Genomic DNA, 22,381 nt, shown 5'->3' on the forward strand with positions numbered 1-22,381 from the left:
GTCCGGCCAATAACAAAGAGCGGTAGTGAGGAAATGCCGGCGTCTCGGCGTCTCACACACCGCTATACTGTCAAAGTGCTCGCAGCGTCACATTTACCAAGCCACTTAAGTGGGCTTTCAACTCGCTAGATTTGATAAAGCGAAAATATAGATACTCGTATGCGAGAGATGCGTTATCCCACGAGATTTTTTTGGATGATATTTCAAGCTCAGCTTGCGGTCCACTCAGATCGATATCTTTTGCGCTGGCCCAGGCGTCGCAGAAAAAAGCGATACGAGCGGGGTTCGTCGAATGAACTGGCTTTACGCCTGGCGCCGAGTCGATGCCGAAGAACTCTATGTGATGAGGCGTAAATGCCATCCTGGTCTGTCCGCCCCAAATGATGTGAAATTTCGAGGTATAATCAGCAAACCCATATTCCGAGGCCTCGCCCGGCATCGGAAACTTGTCGGTGATCCAATAGTTCGAAAAAGTCGACCATTGTGGATTATCAATAAGATATTGCGAGACCGCCAAGTCTTTTGCCGCTCGTGCCTGCCAAGCTGCGTAACTTCCCCACCACCGATTTGTAAATAATGTAAGAACGACCAGAAGTAACACGAACGAAGCTCTCTTGCCCTGCAAGCTAGGCGTTTTTCGCTCCAGAAATCGCAAAACACCGACCGCGATCACGGCCAGGGGAAGGGGCATCAGAATCCCATTTCTCATCAACACCCCAAGCTCCGGACTCTTTCCGACAAGGATATAGGGAAGAGTTCCGCAAAGAAGTGAGAAGAGCCCAAAGCTTACTATCTTAAGGCCGCCGTCTGGTCTCCGATTGTCGATATCCGGATTCCCGGCGGGTGGCGTTCTCAGGAGGAAAAATAAAGTGACAAAGAACATCGAATATATGAAAACAGCAAAAAATACATAAAAATTAAACTCAAACCAAATTGCAATAGGTCTAAACGCAACAGGCTTTACAATTCCGTTAACCACGAATCGGTAAGCATTATATGCGATGCTCGGGAGATTTATATCAAAGCTGTTATAATTCTTGTAAAGACCAGTTTTCTCATAATAAAATCCCTTATACGCCCAATATGCGATAGGAAGAGCTGCAAAATCTAGTTTTGATCTGCAGAATGAAAAAAATGTGGATATGAACCCTCGTAAGCCAACCCGCCGGGCCGCGTCGTTACTGTGGACGAGGTATGCAAGGAGGAAAGCAGCGGCGTAAAGTACAAGCAAAGAATTAAGTGTAAATGACGCAAAGTAAATAAGGAGGGATGCCCCTCTGGAGAGGTAGTGAAGGCCTCCACGAATCCGTTCAACTGAGATAAATAGGTACGTCGCCACCAAGAATAACGCATAGGCGTTGAAGTAAGTTGAGTATGTGATTATTACTGTAACGGTAGTTATTGGTAGCAGGTTCGAAAAAAGCGCAATATAAAAAGATTCTCGTTCATTGAGAAACCCGCTTCTTAAGGCGATAAGGTAAGAAAAAATAACAGCGACGTATACGCCGAAAATTACTACAGATTTAAGAAGAAAAACATTTGGAATATAAGATAGAGGCCAAACGTAATATGTGAACATTGGTACAGCTGCGGACGAATACATGTTCATGATTGCGTTCCAGTCTCTAAAAAATAGTGACGAGAACAGGCCGGCGTCTTCCGCAAATATCCCTTCATTCAAGAAGGCCATCCAGTGCGTGCACAAAACTGAAATAGTCAGCAGAACCAAGCTGCTGATCCTGGGCACGCGTTGAATGTAGTCGCTCATGATGTCTCCTGAGATTCCAAATTCCCCAAAAAGTGGCTGCGGAAATGCTTTACGCGGTATCAATCTCTAGTGGCGAGCACGTTCAATCCTCCGCCTGTGGGGATGACCGATCTAACAAAGTCCGGGTTTCGCGGTAGTTTTCGATTTCTGGCAACATCGGATATCTCATATCCCATGCTCCAGAGTGAATTCAGAATCGCGTCAAATTTTTCTGGCTGCGATTTGTATACGTACGGCGCAAGCTCCAATAGAATTTTAGGCTGGTACTTTTCTATTGTTGCCTTGGAGCCAAGCAACACATCGCTTTCGTTTCCGTCAACGTCCAACTTAACGAAATCAATGCGATCGATCCCGTTTGCTGCAACAAATTCATCAAGTGTACTCATAGCCGCGCCAACTGTACCCATCAGGCGGCCGTGATGTTCAACATGCAGATCGCCTGTAGTTTCTAGCGGCCAACTCGAATACACCGCGTCAGGCAATTTAGTGTCAGTTGTTGCCATGAGCATCATCTGATGGGCGCTGATACGCGGCGATAACATTGGATTGAGTGCGATATTCGCCTTCTGCTTTCGGAATGCAAAAGCGGTCGGTTCAAAGGAAAACACCTTGCCGCGTGCTCCGACAAGTTGTGCCAACGGCAAGGTATGTGCTCCGATGTTTGCGCCGATATCGAGAACGACATCGCCTTCGTTCACTAGCCGCGCATAGAGCTTCAGAGTTTGCACCTCAAAACCACCCAGGACGTAGATTGCCAGATCTATCCCTTCCTTGAGGTCGATAGACCAAGTCACTCCCCTCCGCACGGCGATAAGCTCTGACGGAAGGTGAAAAAGACCGCGCCCCCAAAGAATTGCCGTCGAAATAGAGCGCGCAATCCTGATTTTGTTGCTGGTCGATAGCATGTGTTTTCGTCCTAAGTTGTTGGTGGCCTCACGGACGCGAGCGTTTGCTGAGGATCAGATTGCAGTATTGGCTGGCGTCCTGCGGGTCAAACTGAGCGCCGTCAAAATTATGCAAAGCAGCACCGCGGATCATTTGTATTTCCAGATCAAGTCGATCGATAAAGGTGAGGAGAGCTGCCGCATCCACGCCGGCCTTTGAGAGGCCGTAAGGCCAATACTCCATCAAAATCTTGATATTCACGTTTTCCTGCAGCACGCGCTCAGCGCCCCGCAACACGCTGAGTTCGTAGCCTTGGACATCGATTTTAATCAGATCTACGCGCGTTCCGCTTGGGAAATACTGATCGAGGCTCATGACTGGGACACTGATTGCCTGTCGACCGTCACCGCTGTCAAAGGTACGATGATCGACATTTAACTCGTCAGATATGAAGAGTTTGATAGCTCCGCTTCGCTCCCCAACCGCAGCATGATTAAATCGAACATTGCCCAGGTTCCGCAAATTTTCTCTTAGTCTATGATAGTTCGCGGGGGCGGGCTCAAAGGCATGCACAATCCCACGGCTGCCGACAAGGCCTGACAGAAAGCGAGTGTAAACCCCGATATTTGCACCCACATCCACAATCGTCATGTCAGGCCCAACAAGCTCTCGTAGTAGCGCTCGCTCAGTCCGATCTGAATAGCTCTTCCATACGCGATAGATTGGGTGGTAGAGCGGAAAACAATACCTATACAGCAGATTGGCGATGGAGATGATCGTTGTGTTCATCGTTGTTACTTTGCGATCAAGTGCGCGCTAAAGAACGACGCGAACAGTCTGGGAAACGTACGGGCAAGCCGCCTATCAAGCGGGAGATAGAGCCGATAAAGCCAGTGTGGTACCGGAAATACTCTGGATATGCCTCCAGTCGCCATGTAGGCGATACTCGTAAAATAACCTAGTTTGGTCGCCTTTAAATCGTATTGATTTGACAATGGTGCTAGCCAATCGTGACGCGAAAAGAACATCATATAGGGCATTGCCTGGTTTGAAGACGATAGGGGACCTTCAATCGTGTCTAGAACGGGTTGCGAAATTTGGAAATTAACCGGTTCATGATGGAAGAACTTAAGCAAGGGAAAGGAAACGGCAGAGAAAAAAGGTTCAACGAGTACCAGCTGCCCCCCTTTCTTAAGCTTTCGGCTTGCGCCGCTTAGAAAGAAAATAGGATCACGCAGGTGATGTAGTACATTTGTCATGGTGATCACATCAATACTGCGGTCCGGGATATCCTGTAAGTCTGCGATGTTATGACAATCAAAAACGATGTCTAAATATTCGAGATTGAGGACGTCTGTAGTTGTTACATGCGGCTGGAATATTTTCAGTGGTGATGTGCCGCTACCTATCTCTAGTACCTTTTTCTGAGAAAAGTTTGGGATATCGTCGAACAACTGTGAGTACAGTTCGCGATACCAAAGCATTAGATTGCGATTGCTTTGAAGTCGGTTACGATTCTCCAAAGTCGTTGCTAGGTCATGATCGTAAAGTTCTGTATTCTCGATCTTCATCTCAGATGAACTTTATTCGCCGAGCAGAAAAGGCGAGCATCGCCAATAGGACAACGCCGTGGCGCCAACGAGAAATATTTGTTTCTCCATAAAGCCTTTGGCGATAGCAGATTGGAACCTCAACTATCTTGAGGCCCATTCTTGCCGCGCCGAAAATTAGATCGAAATCTCCAAATGGATCGAAATCGCCGAAGTAGGAACGATTTCTGGCGAGCTTCAGATAATTGGACCTACTGATAACCTTTGTTCCGCAGAGGGTGTCTTTGAACCGTTGGCCGAGAACAAACGAGAAGGCCATAGCAAAAAACTTGTTCCCTAGTAGGTTGAAGAAGCGCATCGCTTTCTTCTCCATTGGATACACAAGCCGGGTTCCGTTGATGAATTCGCCCTTGTTGTCCTTAATCGCAGCGTAGAATTTTGGAAGATCCTCGGGTGGAACGGTCATATCTGCATCAAGAATCATAAGGATTTCATTCGAAGCAAGGCGGAATCCCTTTCGAACAGCGTCCCCTTTTCCCTTTCCTTCTTGCTGGTCAATTAGAATTCTACGCTCTGATCCATAGCGGGCTTGTGCGGCCTGGATCGCACTCCAGGTCTCATCCGTTGAATTGCCCTCGACGAAGATAATTTCGTCTTTGGGCCCCATGGGTGGAATGCGCCTGACAATTGCGTCGATATTGCCGGCCTCATTTCGAGCGGGCACGATGATTGAGACGGATGGCGCGTCGACTTCTTTCATCGCTATAGGTCTTGCGACGGCGATGTTCAAAAGACAAAGATTTCTGAATACTGGCAGAGGGGCGATGTAACGGTTGATAAAGTTGCTGACGAGCGGAATATACAGCGGGACTAGGACTTTTTGATCTAAGCTGATCAACTCGAAATTTTCGAGTTCCAGCAGGTTACGAACGTCCTCATGCGCTAACCAGTTTGCCTCAGGTAAGTTGCCTCGCCAGCCCAGGGCCGACGCGAGATTAACCAAAGGTCGCCATAGGGCGCTATAATAGGTAAGAACGAGGCGGGTTTCCGGATGGCACGCCTTATGCAGATCGGCGAATAGCTTTTGAATGTCGCGTTCATAGTGGATAAGTCCACCGATCACTAAGTATTCGGCGCAGGTTTGCTTAAGCTGTTGATAAGGAAGCACTGCATTTTCTCGAAAGCTCTCAGCGGAGGGGCTTTCGCTAGACTCTGGACGGAACGCGACTCGACCTTGGGGCATCGCACCTATTAGAAGTGACGAAGCAGGATCGATTTCTACGACGGAATTTTGAGGAAGTATAAAAAGCTCCAGGTACTTCCGGAGAAGGGAATAGAAATATTCTCTCATTAGTTCTAACTTTGCAAGACGCGCGCCAAGCGCCACCGGCCGTAAAGGATCGCTGCCGGCAGGACATAAGCTGTGAAAAATAGGAGATGGATAGCTGTCGCTACAAGAAAGCCTTCAGCGGATGAGCGCCCCAGGAGAATGAATGCAGAAACTACTGAAGCATGAAAAGTTCCGATACCAGAGGGTGCAGCAGGAAGCATCAGGCCTAGAGCCCCTGCGAACAACACGACGAGCGCCTCTTCGTAGCTGAGTGCCACTCCCACAAATTGTGCGGCAAACACATACGAGAGAGCGTACGCTGACAACCACATTAACAATGTAAGAATGCTGGGAGAGAACAGGTTGTTGAGCGTCATTTGCTCACCCACGCTGCGTATTAGCACTGCGACATGTCTATTAAAGAAGGATTCATGCCCGAAATAAGTGAATACCGCGCGGGCCCATCTCAGGAGAAGCGCGTTAAAGTATTTCACTAGCACAATTGCACCGAATGCAAGTCCGAGAGCCGAAGATATTGAAACAAATAGTATGTCAGTGTGGGCGGAATCCATCGATAGTGTTAGGATTACAGCAGCTAATACGCCGACGGCAGCGATCGTAATCAGATCGATTACCTTTTCAACCATTAGACTGCCAAATACCTCGGCTTGAGCTATTCGGCCTACGACATGGCTGTAGTGGACTCGCAACAGATCTCCACCTCTTGCAGGGAGAAACATATTGCCGCCGAGGCAGAGAATGGAGGCTATAAGAGAGGTGCTCTTGTTAAGTTTTCCACCTATCAGCAGCTGCCAACGGCAACCGTATATCACGGCAATCAAAAGAGCCGTAATCGAAAATGGCCACAGAGATGCTGGGTGAACGCCTTCCTTAAGTATACGAATAGTATCTTGCCAGCTGATCGAGCTAACCAGGAACGCAAGCAGTGCGAGGCTCACAAGATAAGCGAAAAAAGTGCGAGCACTTATTTTTGAACGAGCTTGTGCGGCCATCTAATTCGATCTTCGAAACCTGAGAGTCTTGAAGGCTAGACAGGCCGTGACTCCTGCCACTGGCCCCGGCAAATCTGGGAACACGACATACAGAGCGGCACCGCTTTAGCCGTATTCCGGCCCTCGACTACCCTTAAGAGAAAACTTTAGCAATAGACAACGATTATTGTACTGAGCGGTACCTTTATTGGGTCGCCGCGGAGCCACAGTTCAACACTCGTCTCCGTTCGGGAGGCGGGTTTATCCACAGCCCTCCGGAGTTCCCGATGCTCGTCCACAACTGGCGCGCCGTGGTCAGGCACGCCTGGTCCGTCCGTCTGATGGCGCTGGCGCTGCTCTTCATAGTCCTTGAGCCCGTGATCAATTTCGTCGCCGCAACTTGGGTGTCGCGCAACCTCTACATCCAGATTGGCATGTCTACGGCATCGGGGCTCTTCGCTGCGGCGGCGATCGTCGCCCGCGTCTTCGTCCAGCAGAAAATCTCAGGAGAACTGAATGGCAAACCGCCTGCAGAAAGGTAGCGCCGCAGCCGCGATGGCAGTTGCATTGGTCGGAAGCTTCGAAGGGCTCCGGCAGCACGCCTATCCGGACCCGGCCACTCAAGGCCAGCCGTGGACGATCTGCTACGGCAGCACCAACGGTGTGAAGCCGGGCGAGCAAGCGCGCCAACTGGGCCATCGTGACACCCCGCAAACAATAAACTCTGACGCGAGTAACCTTTGGGGGCGCTTCCAATCCCGGCATGATTGCGCTATTCCCGCCGAGAGACGGAGGGATTGGACGTTGGATGCTCTTGCACATCGGGAGTCGGAGATACAAGCGCGCGGTCGCATACGTGGATTGGATGGGCTTAGAGCAATATCATTGCTTTTGGTGCTGATGGCTCATTGGTCACCAATCCCTTATCTCAACAAAGTCGCCGAATGGGGGCGGGGCGGCCTATTAATATTCTTCGTGATCAGCGGGTTTTTGATCACGAGAATACTCATAGGCCTGGCTCGCCGAAGACCTCGGATTGAGGGGGTACAGCTTCTCAAAGGCTTCTATGGTCGGCGATTCTTCCGAATCCAGCCTATCTATTATCTGGCGCTCGCATTTGTCATTTGCATGGGATTGAATGGTGCTGTGCGGGAGGATGCGATTTATCACGTCTTCTTCGTGCAAAATCTTTCAAATGTGGTGCTCCGGAATGATATCGGAACTTACGGACCAGCCGCTCCGTGGTGGTCGCTTGCAGTTGAAGAGCAGTTTTACGTTTTCTGGGCCCCGATCGTTATCTTCTTCCGGCCGAATGCTTGGAAGCTTTCGCTATTCGGGGCATTTGCGGTCGCGATCGGCTGGCGTACTTTCGCCTGGTACGCCGATCTTGGCCAGGCGAACGTTCTGGTCACGCTCGGAAATCTGGATTCACTTGCTGCCGGCGCAGCGGTCGCCATCATCACCTCGACAGTTCGGATTACCCCAGCGGTGTCGCGCAGCTTCTCGGCGATGATGGTGGTTGGCATCGCGGCACTCTGCCTGCTGTCATATACAGAGATGAGCCAAGGAATATTCGCGTTTCGGAGTAGCCTTGTTGGAAAAGCGCTTGCCGATGTGCCGGTTTATATGATCGCCTCATCGCTTATATTTTTCTTCGCTGTTGGCGGCGCGAAAACCGCAGCGACGGTGATGGAAAATCCCGTCCTAGTGTTCATAGGCAAGCGTAGCTACGGTGCCTATGTCTATCATCAGGTCGTGAACTACACGTTCTTTTTCGTCATTACACCGCTTTGGCTGGAGCCAAATTTTGGCATCCAACGTCAGTTGCATGGTTTCACTGAGTTTTGGGCTTTCACGTCGATCACGCTGCTGTTGGCGGCCTTGTCCTACAAATACATCGAGCAGCCGATATTCAGGGTTCGTGATCGGATCTATCCGACTACTTGATAGCGTTCATTGAACGTGTCGACCTTACTGAATGGCGAAAAACAGGTCGCCCGTCTCCTTTCGAGACGGGTGCTTTGCCGTATTCAAAATCTGGAGCCTCCCATGCTCTCGCCGACTGGCGGGCGGTGATCAAGCACGCCTGGTCCGTCCGTCTGATGGCGCTGGCGCTGCTCTTCATCGTCCTCGAGCCCGTCATCAATTTCGTCGCCGCAACCTGGGTGTCGCGCAACCTCTACATCCAGATCGCCCTTTCCACGGCATCGGGGCTCTTCGCTGCGGCGGCGATCGTCGCCCGCGTTTTCGTCCAGCAGAAAATCTCCGGAGAACTGAATGACAAACAGTCTACGGAAAGGTAACGCCGCGACCGCGTCGACCGTCACCGAGGACTGAGGGTCCGACGCGGCGGCGCGGTTCCCCTTATCCAATGGTCGTGGCGCGTTTGCCGCGCATGGGCAAAAACGGAATCACCCTGGGGACGCGCGAGGCATACGACCGGTAGTCTGGGAATGCCGCCCGGAGCACCGTCTCTTCGTTACTCATTCGGCGAAGTTGCAGACACCAATGCACGATTCCGAGAAATACCGTCCACGGAGAAAAGCTGAACAGGATCATTCCGATAATGAATATCTCCTCGGTCAGATAGAGCGGGTGCCGGACGATGGAATATGGCCCCGTTGTGACCAGAGCTCTTGCGCCAGGTGCTATGCTGAAACTGCGGCCGAGGATCGCAAGCATATATGCCGATGAAAGGAAGCCGACGATCATCAGAACCATTGCGGCAAGGCGCACAGCATCTGGCAACGCCATTGGCGGAGGCAGGAAGGCGATCAGCAGGAAGAGGAAGGTGCCTCCCATCGCCGTCAGGTATGGTTCAACGCCGCGCGCAGACCGCACCTGGGGCATTCTCGTCAGGGTCACGACACACATCATGCCGATAAATAAGATCGCAGCGATCTCAGCTATCAGGAATACGACGCCTTGGGACGGATAGTCGCCGGTCGTCATCGTCCGAGCGATCTTGGTCCACACAACAAGTATTGAATAGGAGCAGATGCCAATCCTGCCGATGACATCTGCAATAATCAAGTGTCGATTGTTCATTGGTGCCCCCGCGTTGTTTGGACGCATCTTCGCACGGTTGCGGAAAATGGCAATCGCAACCGTTTAAATTGGTGAATACCAACTATTGGGGATATGACTTACACGGACGCGCCGCCGGCGGTGTCCGTCAATGCAATGACACGCGATGCGCCAGCAGCCGGTCGATGCCGGCCCGGATGCGAATGCGGCGGATGATCTCGACGTGCGTGAAAACGCAGGCGAGCGCGGCCACGACGATCAACGCGGTTCCGATCAGCGCTGTCGGCAACGGCAGTGACCAGTCGATATAGCCATCGGGGAGTGACGCCCCACTGCGACCTGCTTCGGCTGTGCTTGCGGCGGCATTGGCAAGCACCAGCCCGAGCAGCGCAACATGCGCATGAACGAAGCGCGCCCTAAGAAACCGTTTCGGATGAAAAGCAAGATAGATGCCGAAAATCGTCATCGATGCAAACGCAGCGAGAAGTTCCCACGGTCCCATCCCTGCCGCGCTGAGTAACATGAGAGGCAGGCGCAGCACCGGCAGCAGCGTCAGGTAAAGCTCCCAAGCAAACGGGCGTGATGGATACATGGCCAGCAGTAGCATGCTGGCGGCAAATACCGCACCGATGGCATAGACCAAAGCAGGTCCGAGACGAACAAAAGTCAAAACCAAGATTCGCATTCGCTTTCCTCCTTCGGCAAGCTCTGGTTCCAGGCAGAATATTCGCAAATGCTTGAGCAAGGCTTATCGCTCGATCGGCGCGGCATGAATGACTCCGGCTGCGGCGATTTGCAACCTTCCACAAAACTTATCCACCTTAACGAGGCGATTTCATGAACATCGGTGGCGCGAGGTGCTGAAACACGCCTGGTTGGTGCGGCTGATGGCCCTTTCGCTGCCGCTCTGCATCGTCTTCAGGCCACACTACACCTCGTCGCCGCAACCTGGGTGTTGCGCAACCTCCACATCGAGCTCGCCATATCGGCCACGTCGGGTCTTTTCACCGCGGCGGCGATCGTCGCCCGCATCGTCTTCCAGCAGAAAATTTCAGGAGAACTGAATGGCAAACCGCCTGCAGAAAGGTAGCGCCGCGGCCGCGATGGCCGTTGCTTTGGTCGGAAGCTTCGAAGGGCTCCGGCAGCATGCCTATCCGGACCCTGCCACCCAGGGCCAGCCGTGGACGATCTGCTACGGCAGCACCAATGGCGTGAAGCCGGGCGACCATAAGACGGTGGGAGAGTGCAGGGCGCTGCTTTCGCTCGAGCTGCAGCGGTACGCCAATGGCATAGAGCAGTGCGTCACCGTCCCGCTTCCGGATGCCCGCTTCGTGGCGCTGACCTCGTTCGCCTACAATGTCGGCATCAGGGCGGCCTGCGGCTCGAGCGCAGTCAAGCTCATCAACCAGGGCAGGCCGGCCGAGGGCTGCGAGGCGCTCCTCAAATGGAACCGCGCCGCCGGTATCACCTTTCCCGGCCTGACGCGCCGCCGGCAGAAGGAGCGCGCCTTCTGCCTGGAGGGCATCTGATGTTCGGCCTTCTCGACGCGCTGAAGATGGGCGCCGGCATCGCCGCCGGCCTTGCCATCTATCACCTCTATGCGGTCTCGATCGGCTACCCCTCTGCGGCGCGCCAGGCGCGCGCCGGTTACGTCCTCATGTCCGAAAAGACCGCGGCAGATGCACGGGCGGCCGAGATGGAACGCCAGCGCAACGCCGCGTCGCTCGCCAGCGAAGAGCACCGCAAGCGCCTTATGGCCGCGGAGGCCGCCGAGCAGGCCGCCAGTGACACACTCGAAACCGAGATCCAATCCTATGAACGTCAGCTTTCGCAAAAGAACCGTGCTTGCGCTGTCACTGCTGCTGATCGTGACTGGCTGCTCCGCCACTGAGCGCCTGAACAAGGCGGCGGTCGCGAGCGGGCAGGCCGCGGCCGGCATCGTGCTGCCGCCGCTGCCAGACGATCTCAGAAAGCAGGAAGCGCATGCGCCCGTGCGTGAAGGCGAGCCGCTGATTGCGATCCTCGCCCGCGAGCGCCAGGCGCTCGACCGCGCGAACGCCCGCCAGGAGCGCAGCGTCAAATTCTATGATGACCTCACCAGCCGATACGGAACACGCCGATGATGAATGCCATTTCGCTCGCCCTTGCCAATCCGATGCTGAACGGCGCGGGCGGGAGCGCCGGAGACCCCGACCGCTACATGTTCTTCGCCACCCGCAACCGCATGCCGTCGGGCGCGATCGTCACCGCCGCCTCCGGCACGAACTATGTCTGCACCAAGATCGTCGTCAACACGCCGCAATATAAGACGCGGACCTTCCGCTTTCATCTCTCCGGCTTCGCCTCGACGGAAGGCGGAAATTCGCCGCAGGAAACCGTCGTCACCGGCACGATCGGCACGCCGGGCAATTCCGTGGTCGCCGACGCCATGTTCGTCCGCGTCGCCGGCATCTTCTACCCGTGCACCTTTGCCGGGGCGAACACGGTGACCGTTGCCGACCAGACGAACGGCGCCTGGACGGACGAGCTCACCATTCCCGACGTCGCGCCGGAAAGCGAAATCGAAATCTGGCTGTTTTATCACACCGCCGTCGGCGAGAAGATCTGGCCGGTCTATCGCATCCAGAAGCATCGCGGCGAACGCGTCTGGGGCGCCGGCGATCTCGCCACCCTTCTTGCCTTCAAGGACAGCCCGCTCGCCGACAGCACCGCCGCGCTCGATACCGGCTACGGCACCCAAGCGCAGCCGCAATATTGGGGAGCCGATTTCATGGTCGCCAAGGGCGATTGGGATGGTAGGCCCGTCGCGCTGGCTTTCGTCGACAGCATCGGCGAGGCGCGCCAGGAATATTCGTCCGCAGCCGATGCGCGCGGCAATCTCGGCTGGTTGCGCCGGTGGCTCGACAGGGACGGCGGCCCGGGCCGCATTCCCCATTGCCTGATCGGCATGCCGGGCGCCGGCTCCGTCCGCGAATATACCGGCAGCGGCTCCTCGATCGCCACCAGGCGCCGAGACATCATTCGCGAAATCATCGCCTTCAACGGCAATAAATGGCCGTTCACGGTCATAGCAAACCAGATGGGGCAGAACGACACGGCCTCGACCTATACGCAGTTCTTCACGACCAACTACCGCTCGCTGGTCACCCGCCTGCGCGGCGAATATGCCGGCGTCAGAATCGTCGCCTTCCCGCCGCTCGGGCGGACGACGATCACACGCACCGTCACGCTGACCTCGGTCGGCACGGTTGCCACGGCGACCGTCGCAAGCGGCCTCAACGGACTTGCGACAGGCCAGACCGTCAGTATTTCGGGCGCGACGCCCACGGCCTATAATGGCAGCTATGTGATATCGGTCCTCGACGCCAACACCTTCACCTACAATTTCGCCGGCGGCACCTCGCCGGCGACCGGGACCATCACCTGCAACGATCTCGGTCTCAGGGCCGAGTATCAGGTCTATGGAACCAACAACAGCTGGCCGTCGGACGGAACGGACGCTTCGGGCAAATGGCGGCTTCGCGATGATATCCTTGCGCAGACATCGGCTTGCTGCGACGCGGCAATCGATACCTACGCAGCCTGGGTCTCCCCCTCCAGAGGCGGTGTCTGGCCCGGCATGCTCGAGCTTGCGAGCACGACATTGACCACCCAGGCCGGAACTGACGGCGTTACCACCTATAACCAGATCGTCGTCGCGGATGCGAGCATCTTCAGGCCCGAGCAGACGATGCACATCTATTCCGGTCCGGACGGCCTGGCTCGCCTGAGCACGCAGGTCGTCGCCAGCATCGCCGGCAACGTCATCACCTATCAAGGCGTGAGCGCGGTGGTCATGCCTGTAGGGTCGGTGGTGCGTCCGGCGCCGTCTGTCGGGGAGCTTTCGCCGATATCCTTCATCCACCCGCAGCCGATCATGATCGACCGGATTTCGAGCGGCATTGCACAGTCCGAAAAGCTGAAATTCAATTTCTGAGGTGGCCTCGCCATGACATCCAATGACGATATCCTGCGCGCTCTGGGGCGCGTCGAGGGCAGGCTGACCGGCATCGAGGAAAACGTCGCGCTGCTCCGCCAGGAGATGAGCGACGAAAAGGCCAATGCCCATGAGGGCCGCGCCGTGATCCACAAGCGGCTCGACGAACAGGCAAGGCAGATCGCCCATCTCGATACCAGGGTGGCGATGACAGGCGGAGCCAACGCGCAGATCCGCGCCGAGATCAGGGCGCTCAAGGAAACCGTCGAGAAGAACCAGGAGATGGTCGGCCCGGCGCTCGACGAGTGGAAACGGATGAAATCGATCGGCTATGGCATCTCAGGGCTGATCGCCTTCGCCGGGCTGACGACGGGCGGGGTCATCGCCTATGCCAGCGATGGCGCGGTGGCGGCACTCAGGCATTGGCTGAAGATCAGTTGAGCGGGCGCCAACTTTGCGCTGTTGGCGCCTGGCGACTGACGGCGAATGCCGGCAAGTCAAACGCAGCAAAACGGCGTCAGCTCGGCTGATATAGTGCCGTATTTCTCCCCTTGCTAAAATTAGACTTTGCTAACGAACCAAAATGCCTTTTGTTTGTTATCCTCTTCAAGGAGGAAACGGACATGAAGAGCATGAGCAACCGCCAAGTTCGCGTTCCCGGGCCCCGGGAGCATGACGTTGCCGAGCATTGCCGCAAGTTTGGGATTGGCCCGGCGGAGGAGAAGAAGCTGAAAAAGCTGCTCGGGTCTCACGCGCCGCTGCATGAGATCCGGGCCAATGCGCCGCCGCCCCAGCCGAAATGGCGATAGCGCCGGAGCCGGAACTTCCGGCAACTATCCGGCGTTTGGATCGCCGGGCCGCGCGGCTGGTCTCGTCTCCTGTACCCCTGCTACCCCGGCAGGCGCTGCGCGGTCCACTGATTCCCTTGTTCCCGGCGTGTCGGCGTGCGGATCTGTCCGCGCACGCCGAGCCGTCAATGCCGCAGCTCGCGCGATAGCATCAGGATATAGTCGTCGGCGATATCGGCGACCACCATGGCCGCTTCGGCCGGCCGATAGCCCCTGCCGACAGCCTCGGCGACAATCTTCATCACCTGCGGTTCAAGCGCCTCCCGACAGTCGGCCAGGCTTTTGTCGTCCGGGCATCTGGCACGAAATTCCAAGATGTTATTCATGGCATACCCCTCCGTTTGATGTTGCGCGCTGCTTGATGCATGAAGCCGGTCCCTTTCGGGAAAAGCGGGTCACCATTCCGGTGCGCCGTGCCGGAACAAATTAGCGATCATGAAAATACGATGTCACAGGGCGGGATGTATTCAAGTCGATGCTGATATTAAGGTAAGCCAGTAGGGTTAATTGGTAAAGCGGCAGTTGACTGGCCGTCGGCGGACCTGTCAGGTAATGGCGCAACACCTTGGTTCCGTGTCGCTTTTCGGAACGAAAAACCGGCGGTCTGTTGCTTTTTCGAGGGGAAATGCCGCCATTTACCAAATGCTGCGAGGGCCGGCGGCCGCAGCTCTGTGCCGCAGCCGGCAGCCGCAAATCGCGACGTCATTGCAGGCCTTGTGCCACGGCTGTCCTCAGGCGGCAAGTGGCACAGCAATGAAGGTCTTACTGCCGTCGCGTTCGACGAGCAGCAGCACGGATTTGCGGCCGGCCTTGCCGGCTTCGGCGATAGCGGCCTTGACGTCGCGGGCATTGTGCACCGGCCGGTCGTTGACCGCGACGATGACGTCGCCCGATTGAATGCCGGCGGCAGCGGCCGATTTGTCCGGATTGACGCTGGCGACCAGCGCGCCGCTGACCGAGCGCGGCAGGTTGAGCTGCTGGCGCACATCGGGCGTCAGCTCGGCAAGGCCGATGCCGAGGCTCGGCTGGCCGGAGGCCTGGCCCTGCGCTTCCGGGCTTGCCGCTGAGGCCTGCTTCTGGCCGTCGGCATTGGCGCCGACGGTGACGTTGAGATCGATGGTCTTGCCGTCGCGCCAGACGCCGAGCGATTTCCGCGTGCCCGGCGAAAGATCGGCGACGAGGCGCGACAGGTCCTTCGGCGTCTTGACGGTCTCGCCGCCGACCGAGGTGACGATGTCGCCGGGCTTCAGGCCGGCATGGGCGGCCGGCGTATCGGCGGAGACGGCGGCCACCAGCGCGCCGCCGGTCTTGTCGAGGCCGACGGCATCGGCAACGTCTTTCGTCACCGGCTGGATCTGCACGCCGAGATAGCCGTGATTGATCGAACCGTCCTTCTCGAGCTTGGCGACGATCTCCTTGGCCTCGTCCGAGGGAATGGCGAAGCCGACGCCGACGCTGCCGCCGTTCGGCGAATAGATGGCGGTGTTGATGCCGACGACCTTGCCCTCACGATCGACGAGCGGACCGCCCGAATTGCCGTGGTTGATCGGCGCATCGATCTGGATGAAATCGTCATAGGGCCCGCTATGCAGGTCGCGGCCGCGGGCCGAGACGATGCCCGCCGTCACCGTGGTGCCGATGCCGAAGGGGTTGCCGATCGCCAGGATCTGGTCGCCGAGCTTCAGCCTGTCGGAATCACCCCAGGCGACGGTCTGCAGCGGCTTGCCCGCCTCGACCTTCAACACGGCCACATCGGATTTCGGATCGGTGCCGATCAGCTTGGCCGGAAGTTCCGTGCCGTCGTCGAGCGTCACCTTGATGTCGAGCGCATTGTCGATGACATGGTTGTTGGTGACGATCACGCCGTCGGCGCTGATGATGAAGCCGGAGCCGAGCGCCATCGCATGTTCCGAACCTCGATGCTGCGGCGCCGGGCGAGGCAGCGGAATGCCCTGATCCTCGAAGAACTGGCGGAACTGCTCGTCCATCGGCGATTGCTGATCGGCGCTGACATCCGTCGTCTTCATCGTCGTGGTGATGGTGACGACGGCAGGCTTGTCGGCGTCGACGACGGAGGCGAAGGAGCCGCTCGCGGCGAGAACGCCGCCGGTATCGGAAGGCGCGGCAAAGGCGTTGGACGAATTGAGGGTGAAGGGGAGGCTGGCGGCGCCGGCGATGACGGCGGCCCCGACAAGCGCTGCGGCGTAATGTTTGCGGTGGATGCGTGACATGGGGAGGGTCCCTTGCGAGAGCGTTGGATTGCGATGGCGTCGTGGTTCCGTGTCTTGGACCTGGCGTCGGGTGAGGTCGCGCCAATTCCTCCGTTCGCCGGCGCGGATCGCCGGGGAGGCGACGATCGGGGAGGGGAAGAAGAATTCGCGCTCGGCATAAATATGAGCGCGGCAGATGGCTTTACAAATTAAATATTGATCATGTTTATGTTGCCGATTTGTAAGAAATTACATGCGTTTAATCTTCGCTGCCAAGGCTTGGCGTCAATCGCTGCTCCCGCCCGGATCACAAGGGTTTCTGACCTGCATCGCCTGGGCATTTGGCCAGGCAAAGGCCGCCTCCGCCGCAAGGATTAATGAGCTATTTCAGGGCGGTGCAGTGATCCGAGCGTCGCTTCAACGCCCATCGCAAAGCAAGCCATCTCGCGCTTTCCATCGAAATCGTATCTCAGGAACCGGCTGTAAACATAAAAGTTAGTAGACTCTAAATTATTTCTTGGTCAGGAAGTAATGACCGGGGAATCGGCCGCGGGCGAGTCTCGTCGGCGGCATCTGAGGGGCGATGAAGAATTCGGTTGAGCGGAGACGGAAAGCCGAGCGCGGGATGCAGGTGAAGCTGAGCGATGTGGCGAAGAAGGTGGGCGTCAGCCCGATCACCATTTCGCGCGCCTTGCGCAATCCGGAAATCGTCTCGGAGGATCTGCGCGAGGAGATTCTGCGCACGGTCGAGGAGATGGGCTATATTCCCAATCTTGCCGCCCGGGCGCTGGCCGGCCGCCACAACGGCACCATCGGCGTCATCACGCCCGCCCTGCATCAGTACGGTTTCGCCGGCCTGATGATCGGTATCGAGGATCGCTTCCGCGGCACGGAGTTCACCGTGCAATATTCCAGCACGCTGCACCATGGCGAGGGCGAAGCCGGGCTGCTGAAATCCATCCTGACGCAGAAGCCGGCCGGCGTCATCATCGCCGGCGCCGAATCCTATCGCGATCTTCTGCCGCTGATGGCGAGCGCCGCCTGTCCCATCGCCCATATCACCGATCTCAGCCAGGAGCCGCAAAGGCTGGTCGTCGGCCTTGATCACCATGCGGCCGGCGCCGAGCCCACCCGCTTTCTGCTGTCGAGGGGCTATAGTCGGATCGCCTTCATCGGCCGCGGCGCCGATGTCCGCTCGCGCCGGCGCATCGAGGGTTATGAGGCGGTGATGCGGGAAGCCGGCCGGTTCGACGACGATCTCATCATCGGCGGGGATGCGCCGAGCCGCATCGGCCTTGGCAGAGAGCTGTTTTCCCGCCTGCTCGAGCGCGTGCCCGATGTCGATGCCGCCTTTGCCCAGAGCGACGAACTGGCCTTCGGCGTGCTGATCGAATGCAAGGCGCGCGGCATCCGCGTGCCGGAGGATGTCGGCATCTGCGGCTTCAACGATCTGGAATTTTCGCCCTTCATCGAGCCGTCGCTGACGACGGTGCATATCCCGCGCTACGACATCGGCAACCGCGTCGCCGACATGCTGCTGCGCGTCATCCACGACGAGCCGCCCGACGAAGACAGGGTCAATTGCGGCTTTTCGATCGTGCCGCGCGGTTCGACGCGATAATCTGGCACGTGCCGCCATAATGGAAGTGGAGTTGGACCTTGATGCCTGGGCACAGCAAGGATTATTCCGTATATGGAGCGGATGGCGATCACTGTGCTGAAAAATGGATAAGACGGAATTGTCCTTCGACAGGATGCGCACCTTTGTTCGGGTCGCCGAGCGCGGCAACCTGTCAATGGTCGCAAGGGAGCTCGGCGTCGGCCAATCCACCGTGACGCGGCACCTCAATGAACTCGAGGAGGCTGTCGGCGTGCCGCTTCTCAGCCGCACCACCCGTCGCGTCACCCTGACGGAGGAGGGCAGTCGCTATTATACCAACTGCCTGCAGATCTTGCGCCTGGTCGAACAGGCTGCCGAGGAAGCCAGAGATGCCCGTCAGGCTCCGGCGGGCGCTGTTCGGCTTTCCTGTACGGCAGCGCTCGGTGTGATGCATGTCACGCGAATGATCTTCGATTTCCAGGACAGGCATCCGGACATCCGCATCGACCTCAACTTGACGGACGAGCGCATCGACCTCGTTCGTGAAGGCGTTGACGTGGCGCTTCGCCTTGGACCTCTCGCCGACAGCTCAATGAAACTCCATGCGGTCGGGGAGAGCCAGCGGCTGCTGGTCGGCGCTCCGGCCTATTTGTCCGCCCGGGGACGGCCGGAGCGCCCGGCCGATCTGTCACGCTACGAAACCATCGTGATGTCGAACGTGGCAGGCAGCAATCAACTCCTTCTTTCCTCTCCCGATGGCGCCAGCCTGATCATCCCGGTCGGCGGTCGGTTGCGTGTCGATCATGGGCTTGCGGCGCGCGAGGCTCTTGCTGCCGGACGCGGCATCGGTCCGACACATCTCTGGCTGATTCAAGATCTTCTGGACGACGGCCAGCTCGAGGTGGTGCTTGGAGACTACAGGCCTTTGCCGGTTCCGGTGAGCTTGCTGATTGTTCCGGAGCGTGCAGCCATTGCCCGCGTTCGGCTCCTCGTCGACTTTCTTGCCGCGGAGATTGCCAAGCTGCCGGGAATCCGGCCGCCGTAAGTCTTTGCTTCAAACATGCCGTTGCCACGGAACCGCCGCCCCGCTTTTGCGAAACAGGCTTCAACCTCCGAAAGACCGCTTGTCGCCGCGCCATCCCGTCTTGCGCAGAAACTGCTCCCAGTTGAGCGTCTCGGGATTGAGCCGGCGGCTCCATTCGAGATCGTGTTCCTTGCCGAAATAGCCATATTCGACCGCATATTCGACCATCCCGAGAATCTCTCGAACGAGAAATTCGTTGGCGGCGAGTTCCGGAAAATAGCGGAGCAGGCCATCCCTGGTGAAAGCATCTCGATACTCGGCCTTGAGGCCGGTGACGCGCTGGAAGGTTTCGACCATCTCCCGCGGGGAGATGACATCGCCGACGATCGGCAGCGTTTTGCCGTTGTAGCGCTCGGGGTGCGAGAAGATCTCGAGGACAACGGGCCCGGTCGCCGTCAGCGGATCGACGAAGGGCGCGCTGAAATCTTCCGGAAGATAAATCGGCAAGAGCAGGGTGTCGCCTTCCATGCGCGGCGCATAATACTCGATGAGGTTTGTGTAGAAGAATGCCAGCATGACGAAGGAATGAGAGATCGGCAGGCCGCGTATGTAATCTGCAACGCGCGCCTTGTCGGTAAAATGCGGCGCATATTTCGTTCCACCGGTGATCTTGTCGACATTCTCCAGCGTGCTGAAAACAATGTGCCCGACGCCGGCCTCCACGGCCGCATCCGCCAGTTGCCGGCCGAGGGGAGCTTCGGTCGTCTCCGGCGGGGCGATCGGCGGCGTCATCAGAAACGCCCCATCCGCGCCCCTGAATGCCGCGACGAACTCCTTCTGAAGACCGAGTTCGAGGGGCACGGCGGCGATTTCAGCGCCGAGTTTCTCAAGACGCAAGGCTTCGGGCGAATCCTTTCTTCGGGTGAGCGCACGGACACGGAAACGTCGGCTTTCAAGAAGCGTGGCAACGACGCTGCGTCCCTGTTTGCTCGTTGCACCCGTGACTGCGATCAGTGGCTTGTTGTCTGTAGACATGTCTTCATCCTTTCCCGTCACTCGACGCGGCCGGACAGGCCGGCGTCTTTGCGAGGCAGGGGGGGCGCGTGCCCCGTTGCCGATTGCCCACCTCGATGGCGGCACTCTACCGAAGCATGTTTTGTCGCTGTAGACGGGTGGAATGAATAAGATAATGCCATTTTTCGGATAGATCGCGGGCGCATGCCGGCGTTCTTTCCCGAATGAATCACGGGATCAGCAGGATACTGCCCGCCGCGCGCCCGGATTCCATCTCTTCGTGCGCCGTCGCAACGTCGGCCAAACGGTATTCGGCACCGATCTGCGAAATGATGCCTGTTTCCATCGCCCCGATGGCAGCCAGAGCAGCCTCGCGATACTGTCCGACGTCAGCGCACCAGGCCATGATGCTCGGATGGCAGAGGGCCTTGCCCGGGCGAAGTTCCTCGACAGGCACCGGTGGAATGGCGCCGGCGGCCTGACCGATGGTGACAGCCATGCCGAATGGGCGGACGGAACGTATGCTCTTGAGAAGCGTCTCGCCGCCGATCCCGTCATAGGCGACGTCGACGCCGAGCCCGTTGGTCAGCCGCTTCACTTCAGCGACGATATCGGCGCCGCGTCCGACGATCAGATGATCGGCCCCACAGGATACGGCGAGGGCTGCTTTTTCGGAGGAGCCGACCGTGCCGATCACGGTGGCTTCGAGCGATTTGGCCCAGCGAACGAGGATGCTGCCGAGCCCGCCCGCGGCCGCATGGATCAGAACGTGGTTTCCGGCACGCACATGATAGATCTTCTGCAACAACATGTAGGCGGTCATGCCTTTGAGGAGCGAACTCGCCGCCGTTTTTGTCGAAACGGTATTCGGCAGCTTGATCGCCCTTTCAGCGGCAATGTTGCGCGCGGAACGATAGGCGCCGACCGGAGGCCCGGCATAGGCGACGCGATCACCTCTCTCGAACATTGAGACGCCCGGACCGACGGTCTCGACGATTCCAGCCGCTTCGGCGCCGATCACCGCGGGGTAGGACGGCAGCGGATAGATGCCTTTCCGGTGATAAATGTCGAGAAAGTTTGTTCCGATCGCCTCATGACGGATTCTGATCTCGCCATCGCCGGGACCGTCAAACTGGTGCTGCTCGACATGGAACTGGGTGATCTCACCGGGGGTGTTCAGCCAAATGATCTGGTCAGTCATCGCTCGTGCTCTCCTTATTTCGGACAAATTAAGCGATGGCGAAATGGGTGAAAATTCCCTATTGCTGCACAATGATTGGGAGAGATTTCACAAAACTCGATTGGGATGACCTTCGGCATTTCCTGGCGCTCGCGCAGTCGGGGACCTTGCTTGGCGCCGCAAGACAACTCGGCGTCGAACATGCCACTATCAGTCGGCGCGTTTCGTCGCTTGAAGCCAGTCTCGCACGCAAACTCGTAGACCGCCGCGGACGCCGCATCATCCTGACTTCGGACGGAGAGCAGGTCGCCAGGCACGCGGCTCTCGTCGCCGTCCAGACAGCGGCCATCGAGCAGCTTGGTCGCAGCAGCGCCACGGAATTGCGCGGCCATGTCAGGATCAGCGCACCTCCAGCGCTCTCAAGCATGCGGCTTGCAAAACCGATCGCAGCCGTCAGGCGAGACCATCCCGGCGTTGAGATCACGCTCGTCGGAGAAAAGCGGCTCGCCTCGCTCAACCGGCGGGAGGCGGATGTCGCCGTGCGAATGTCCCGTCCGGAGGACGGAGATTACGCGATCGCCAAGCTCGGCGAGACGAGCTTCCATCTCTACGCATCGAAGGTCTATCTCGAAACGGTTCCACCGTCGGACTGGACTTTCATCGGTTACGACGAAACCATGAATGCCTCACCGCAGCAGTTGCGGCTGCTCGAACTGGCCGCCGGCCGGCCGATCGCTGTGAGGTCGTCCGTTCTGGAGTTTCAGGCCGCAGCTGCAAGCCTTGGTGCAGGTGTCGTCATGCTCCCCGATTTCGCCGTCGCGGAGTCGAGCGGTCTTCAGCGCATCGTGACCGAACAGCCGTTGACGAGAGAGGTCTGGCTGGTGGTCCATGCTGATATCAAGGACGTTCCCTCCGTCCGCGTCGTCGTCGATGCGCTGAAAAACGCTCTGGGCAGGTAGTCCCCGCGGTTGAATCTC

Annotated in this window: 24 protein-coding genes and 2 pseudogenes; 14 read left to right on the forward strand and 12 right to left on the reverse strand. The window is 57.4% G+C overall.

Features of this window, described 5'->3' with window-relative positions; translation table 11 throughout:
• Positions 1-70: 70 nt before the first annotated feature.
• From HJC00_RS15175 to HJC00_RS15200, 6 genes are read right to left on the reverse strand one after another with little or no spacing between them, the layout of a single operon-like run.
• Positions 71-1,768 carry a hypothetical protein gene (locus HJC00_RS15175; RefSeq protein ID WP_221122611.1) on the reverse strand — a complete coding sequence of 566 codons (1,698 nt, stop codon included), beginning with the start codon at positions 1,766-1,768 and terminating at the stop codon, positions 71-73.
• 59 nt (positions 1,769-1,827) lie between these two features.
• Positions 1,828-2,673 carry an FkbM family methyltransferase gene (locus HJC00_RS15180; RefSeq protein ID WP_221122612.1) on the reverse strand — a complete coding sequence of 282 codons (846 nt, stop codon included), beginning with the start codon at positions 2,671-2,673 and terminating at the stop codon, positions 1,828-1,830.
• A gap of 28 nt (positions 2,674-2,701) precedes the next feature.
• Positions 2,702-3,442, reverse strand: a complete 741-nt coding sequence (locus tag HJC00_RS15185; RefSeq protein WP_221122613.1) for an FkbM family methyltransferase — start codon at positions 3,440-3,442, stop codon at positions 2,702-2,704.
• 5 nt (positions 3,443-3,447) lie between these two features.
• Complete coding sequence (locus tag HJC00_RS15190) at positions 3,448-4,224, reverse strand: bifunctional 2-polyprenyl-6-hydroxyphenol methylase/3-demethylubiquinol 3-O-methyltransferase UbiG (protein ID WP_221122614.1); 777 nt, start codon at positions 4,222-4,224, stop codon at positions 3,448-3,450.
• 1 nt (position 4,225) lies between these two features.
• The gene (locus HJC00_RS15195) at positions 4,226-5,554 is read right to left on the reverse strand and encodes a glycosyltransferase family 2 protein (protein WP_221164301.1); all 1,329 of its coding nucleotides are present in this window, start codon (positions 5,552-5,554) and stop codon (positions 4,226-4,228) included.
• 5 nt (positions 5,555-5,559) lie between these two features.
• A complete protein-coding gene (locus tag HJC00_RS15200; protein ID WP_221122616.1) occupies positions 5,560-6,546 on the reverse strand; it encodes a lysylphosphatidylglycerol synthase transmembrane domain-containing protein in 987 nt (328 codons plus the stop codon).
• 266 nt (positions 6,547-6,812) lie between these two features.
• Between HJC00_RS15200 and HJC00_RS15205 the strand changes: the two genes are divergently transcribed.
• The 4 genes and pseudogenes from HJC00_RS15205 (at position 6,813) to HJC00_RS15220 (ending at position 8,828) form a co-directional block, all read left to right on the forward strand.
• Entirely contained in the window at positions 6,813-7,067 is a 255-nt protein-coding gene (locus HJC00_RS15205) for a hypothetical protein (RefSeq protein ID WP_221122617.1), read from the forward strand.
• Positions 7,042-7,203, forward strand: a pseudogene (locus HJC00_RS15210) (glycoside hydrolase family protein); the annotation flags it as partial. The gene HJC00_RS15205 and the pseudogene HJC00_RS15210, both read left to right, overlap by 26 nt.
• Positions 7,189-8,472 (forward strand): acyltransferase, encoded by a 1,284-nt coding sequence (locus tag HJC00_RS15215; protein WP_311043572.1) that lies wholly within the window; start codon positions 7,189-7,191, stop codon positions 8,470-8,472. The pseudogene HJC00_RS15210 and the gene HJC00_RS15215, both read left to right, overlap by 15 nt.
• A 155-nt stretch (positions 8,473-8,627) precedes the next feature.
• A complete protein-coding gene (locus HJC00_RS15220; RefSeq protein ID WP_221146885.1) occupies positions 8,628-8,828 on the forward strand; it encodes a hypothetical protein in 201 nt (66 codons plus the stop codon).
• 61 nt (positions 8,829-8,889) lie between these two features.
• Here HJC00_RS15220 and HJC00_RS15225 read toward each other — a convergent pair whose 3' ends face one another.
• Positions 8,890-9,573 carry an isoprenylcysteine carboxylmethyltransferase family protein gene (locus HJC00_RS15225; protein ID WP_210628730.1) on the reverse strand — a complete coding sequence of 228 codons (684 nt, stop codon included), beginning with the start codon at positions 9,571-9,573 and terminating at the stop codon, positions 8,890-8,892.
• 127 nt (positions 9,574-9,700) lie between these two features.
• Entirely contained in the window at positions 9,701-10,237 is a 537-nt protein-coding gene (locus HJC00_RS15230; protein WP_210628729.1) for a hypothetical protein, read from the reverse strand.
• A gap of 202 nt (positions 10,238-10,439) precedes the next feature.
• On the opposite strand from HJC00_RS15230, the pseudogene HJC00_RS32585 reads away from it, so the two are divergent.
• From HJC00_RS32585 to HJC00_RS15260, 7 genes and pseudogenes are all read left to right on the forward strand, one after another.
• A pseudogene (locus HJC00_RS32585) lies at positions 10,440-10,642 on the forward strand (hypothetical protein).
• Positions 10,617-11,081: a lysozyme gene (locus tag HJC00_RS15235; RefSeq protein ID WP_210628728.1), complete on the forward strand. Its 465-nt coding sequence runs from the start codon at positions 10,617-10,619 to the stop codon at positions 11,079-11,081. The pseudogene HJC00_RS32585 and the gene HJC00_RS15235 overlap by 26 nt, the downstream one beginning before the upstream one ends.
• The gene (locus tag HJC00_RS15240) at positions 11,081-11,443 is read left to right on the forward strand and encodes a hypothetical protein (protein WP_210628727.1); all 363 of its coding nucleotides are present in this window, start codon (positions 11,081-11,083) and stop codon (positions 11,441-11,443) included. Before HJC00_RS15235 ends, HJC00_RS15240 begins: the two co-directional genes overlap by 1 nt.
• A 4-nt stretch (positions 11,444-11,447) precedes the next feature.
• Entirely contained in the window at positions 11,448-11,675 is a 228-nt protein-coding gene (locus tag HJC00_RS15245) for a hypothetical protein (RefSeq protein ID WP_210631674.1), read from the forward strand.
• On the forward strand, positions 11,672-13,528 hold the full coding sequence (locus tag HJC00_RS15250) for a hypothetical protein (RefSeq protein WP_221146809.1): 1,857 nt from the start codon (positions 11,672-11,674) through the stop codon (positions 13,526-13,528). The genes HJC00_RS15245 and HJC00_RS15250 overlap by 4 nt, the downstream gene beginning before the upstream one ends.
• 12 nt (positions 13,529-13,540) lie before the next feature.
• Positions 13,541-13,969, forward strand: a complete 429-nt coding sequence (locus HJC00_RS15255; RefSeq protein WP_210628725.1) for a DUF1515 domain-containing protein — start codon at positions 13,541-13,543, stop codon at positions 13,967-13,969.
• A 182-nt stretch (positions 13,970-14,151) separates the two neighbouring features.
• Positions 14,152-14,337, forward strand: coding sequence for a hypothetical protein (locus tag HJC00_RS15260; RefSeq protein WP_082240273.1), 186 nt, complete (start codon positions 14,152-14,154; stop codon positions 14,335-14,337).
• Positions 14,338-14,501: 164 nt separating this feature from the next.
• Here HJC00_RS15260 and HJC00_RS15265 read toward each other — a convergent pair whose 3' ends face one another.
• Both HJC00_RS15265 and HJC00_RS15270 read right to left on the reverse strand, forming a co-directional pair.
• A complete protein-coding gene (locus HJC00_RS15265) occupies positions 14,502-14,702 on the reverse strand; it encodes a hypothetical protein (RefSeq protein ID WP_221164302.1) in 201 nt (66 codons plus the stop codon).
• Between the two features lie 405 nt (positions 14,703-15,107).
• Positions 15,108-16,607 (reverse strand): DegQ family serine endoprotease, encoded by a 1,500-nt coding sequence (locus tag HJC00_RS15270; RefSeq protein WP_221155456.1) that lies wholly within the window; start codon positions 16,605-16,607, stop codon positions 15,108-15,110.
• 562 nt (positions 16,608-17,169) lie between these two features.
• Between HJC00_RS15270 and HJC00_RS15275 the strand changes: the two genes are divergently transcribed.
• A complete protein-coding gene (locus HJC00_RS15275; RefSeq protein ID WP_221164303.1) occupies positions 17,170-18,207 on the forward strand; it encodes a LacI family DNA-binding transcriptional regulator in 1,038 nt (345 codons plus the stop codon).
• A gap of 103 nt (positions 18,208-18,310) precedes the next feature.
• Positions 18,311-19,231, forward strand: coding sequence for a LysR family transcriptional regulator (locus HJC00_RS15280; protein WP_221164304.1), 921 nt, complete (start codon positions 18,311-18,313; stop codon positions 19,229-19,231).
• Positions 19,232-19,291: 60 nt separating this feature from the next.
• Here HJC00_RS15280 and HJC00_RS15285 read toward each other — a convergent pair whose 3' ends face one another.
• Positions 19,292-20,245 carry an NmrA/HSCARG family protein gene (locus tag HJC00_RS15285; RefSeq protein WP_210628720.1) on the reverse strand — a complete coding sequence of 318 codons (954 nt, stop codon included), beginning with the start codon at positions 20,243-20,245 and terminating at the stop codon, positions 19,292-19,294.
• Positions 20,246-20,453: 208 nt separating this feature from the next.
• The gene (locus HJC00_RS15290) at positions 20,454-21,425 is read right to left on the reverse strand and encodes a quinone oxidoreductase (RefSeq protein ID WP_221164305.1); all 972 of its coding nucleotides are present in this window, start codon (positions 21,423-21,425) and stop codon (positions 20,454-20,456) included.
• 71 nt (positions 21,426-21,496) lie between these two features.
• Here HJC00_RS15290 and HJC00_RS15295 point away from each other — a divergent pair, with 71 nt between their 5' ends.
• Positions 21,497-22,363, forward strand: a complete 867-nt coding sequence (locus tag HJC00_RS15295; RefSeq protein ID WP_221164306.1) for a LysR family transcriptional regulator — start codon at positions 21,497-21,499, stop codon at positions 22,361-22,363.
• Positions 22,364-22,381: the final 18 nt, after the last annotated feature.

It is taken from the genome of Rhizobium sp. NLR22b, from assembly GCF_019685295.1.
Lineage (GTDB): Bacteria > Pseudomonadota > Alphaproteobacteria > Rhizobiales > Rhizobiaceae > Rhizobium.

What these genes read in the sequence shown, in the direction of transcription:
- HJC00_RS15185 (WP_221122613.1), bottom strand. Translation starts at nt 3,442, where the DNA reads ATGAACACAACGATCATCTCCATCGCCAATCTGCTGTATAGGTATTGT.
- HJC00_RS15275 (WP_221164303.1), top strand. Translation starts at nt 17,170, where the DNA reads ATGAAGAATTCGGTTGAGCGGAGACGGAAAGCCGAGCGCGGGATGCAG.
- HJC00_RS15260 (WP_082240273.1), top strand. Translation starts at nt 14,152, where the DNA reads ATGAAGAGCATGAGCAACCGCCAAGTTCGCGTTCCCGGGCCCCGGGAG.
- HJC00_RS15265 (WP_221164302.1), bottom strand. Translation starts at nt 14,702, where the DNA reads ATGAATAACATCTTGGAATTTCGTGCCAGATGCCCGGACGACAAAAGC.
- HJC00_RS15295 (WP_221164306.1), top strand. Translation starts at nt 21,497, where the DNA reads ATGATTGGGAGAGATTTCACAAAACTCGATTGGGATGACCTTCGGCAT.
- HJC00_RS15285 (WP_210628720.1), bottom strand. Translation starts at nt 20,245, where the DNA reads ATGTCTACAGACAACAAGCCACTGATCGCAGTCACGGGTGCAACGAGC.
- HJC00_RS15220 (WP_221146885.1), top strand. Translation starts at nt 8,628, where the DNA reads ATGGCGCTGGCGCTGCTCTTCATCGTCCTCGAGCCCGTCATCAATTTC.
- HJC00_RS15205 (WP_221122617.1), top strand. Translation starts at nt 6,813, where the DNA reads ATGCTCGTCCACAACTGGCGCGCCGTGGTCAGGCACGCCTGGTCCGTC.
- HJC00_RS15255 (WP_210628725.1), top strand. Translation starts at nt 13,541, where the DNA reads ATGACATCCAATGACGATATCCTGCGCGCTCTGGGGCGCGTCGAGGGC.
- HJC00_RS15175 (WP_221122611.1), bottom strand. Translation starts at nt 1,768, where the DNA reads ATGAGCGACTACATTCAACGCGTGCCCAGGATCAGCAGCTTGGTTCTG.
- HJC00_RS15200 (WP_221122616.1), bottom strand. Translation starts at nt 6,546, where the DNA reads ATGGCCGCACAAGCTCGTTCAAAAATAAGTGCTCGCACTTTTTTCGCT.
- HJC00_RS15235 (WP_210628728.1), top strand. Translation starts at nt 10,617, where the DNA reads ATGGCAAACCGCCTGCAGAAAGGTAGCGCCGCGGCCGCGATGGCCGTT.
- HJC00_RS15240 (WP_210628727.1), top strand. Translation starts at nt 11,081, where the DNA reads ATGTTCGGCCTTCTCGACGCGCTGAAGATGGGCGCCGGCATCGCCGCC.
- HJC00_RS15230 (WP_210628729.1), bottom strand. Translation starts at nt 10,237, where the DNA reads ATGCGAATCTTGGTTTTGACTTTTGTTCGTCTCGGACCTGCTTTGGTC.
- HJC00_RS15270 (WP_221155456.1), bottom strand. Translation starts at nt 16,607, where the DNA reads ATGTCACGCATCCACCGCAAACATTACGCCGCAGCGCTTGTCGGGGCC.
- HJC00_RS15250 (WP_221146809.1), top strand. Translation starts at nt 11,672, where the DNA reads ATGATGAATGCCATTTCGCTCGCCCTTGCCAATCCGATGCTGAACGGC.
- HJC00_RS15290 (WP_221164305.1), bottom strand. Translation starts at nt 21,425, where the DNA reads ATGACTGACCAGATCATTTGGCTGAACACCCCCGGTGAGATCACCCAG.
- HJC00_RS15225 (WP_210628730.1), bottom strand. Translation starts at nt 9,573, where the DNA reads ATGAACAATCGACACTTGATTATTGCAGATGTCATCGGCAGGATTGGC.
- HJC00_RS15195 (WP_221164301.1), bottom strand. Translation starts at nt 5,554, where the DNA reads ATGAGAGAATATTTCTATTCCCTTCTCCGGAAGTACCTGGAGCTTTTT.
- HJC00_RS15280 (WP_221164304.1), top strand. Translation starts at nt 18,311, where the DNA reads ATGGATAAGACGGAATTGTCCTTCGACAGGATGCGCACCTTTGTTCGG.
- HJC00_RS15180 (WP_221122612.1), bottom strand. Translation starts at nt 2,673, where the DNA reads ATGCTATCGACCAGCAACAAAATCAGGATTGCGCGCTCTATTTCGACG.
- HJC00_RS15190 (WP_221122614.1), bottom strand. Translation starts at nt 4,224, where the DNA reads ATGAAGATCGAGAATACAGAACTTTACGATCATGACCTAGCAACGACT.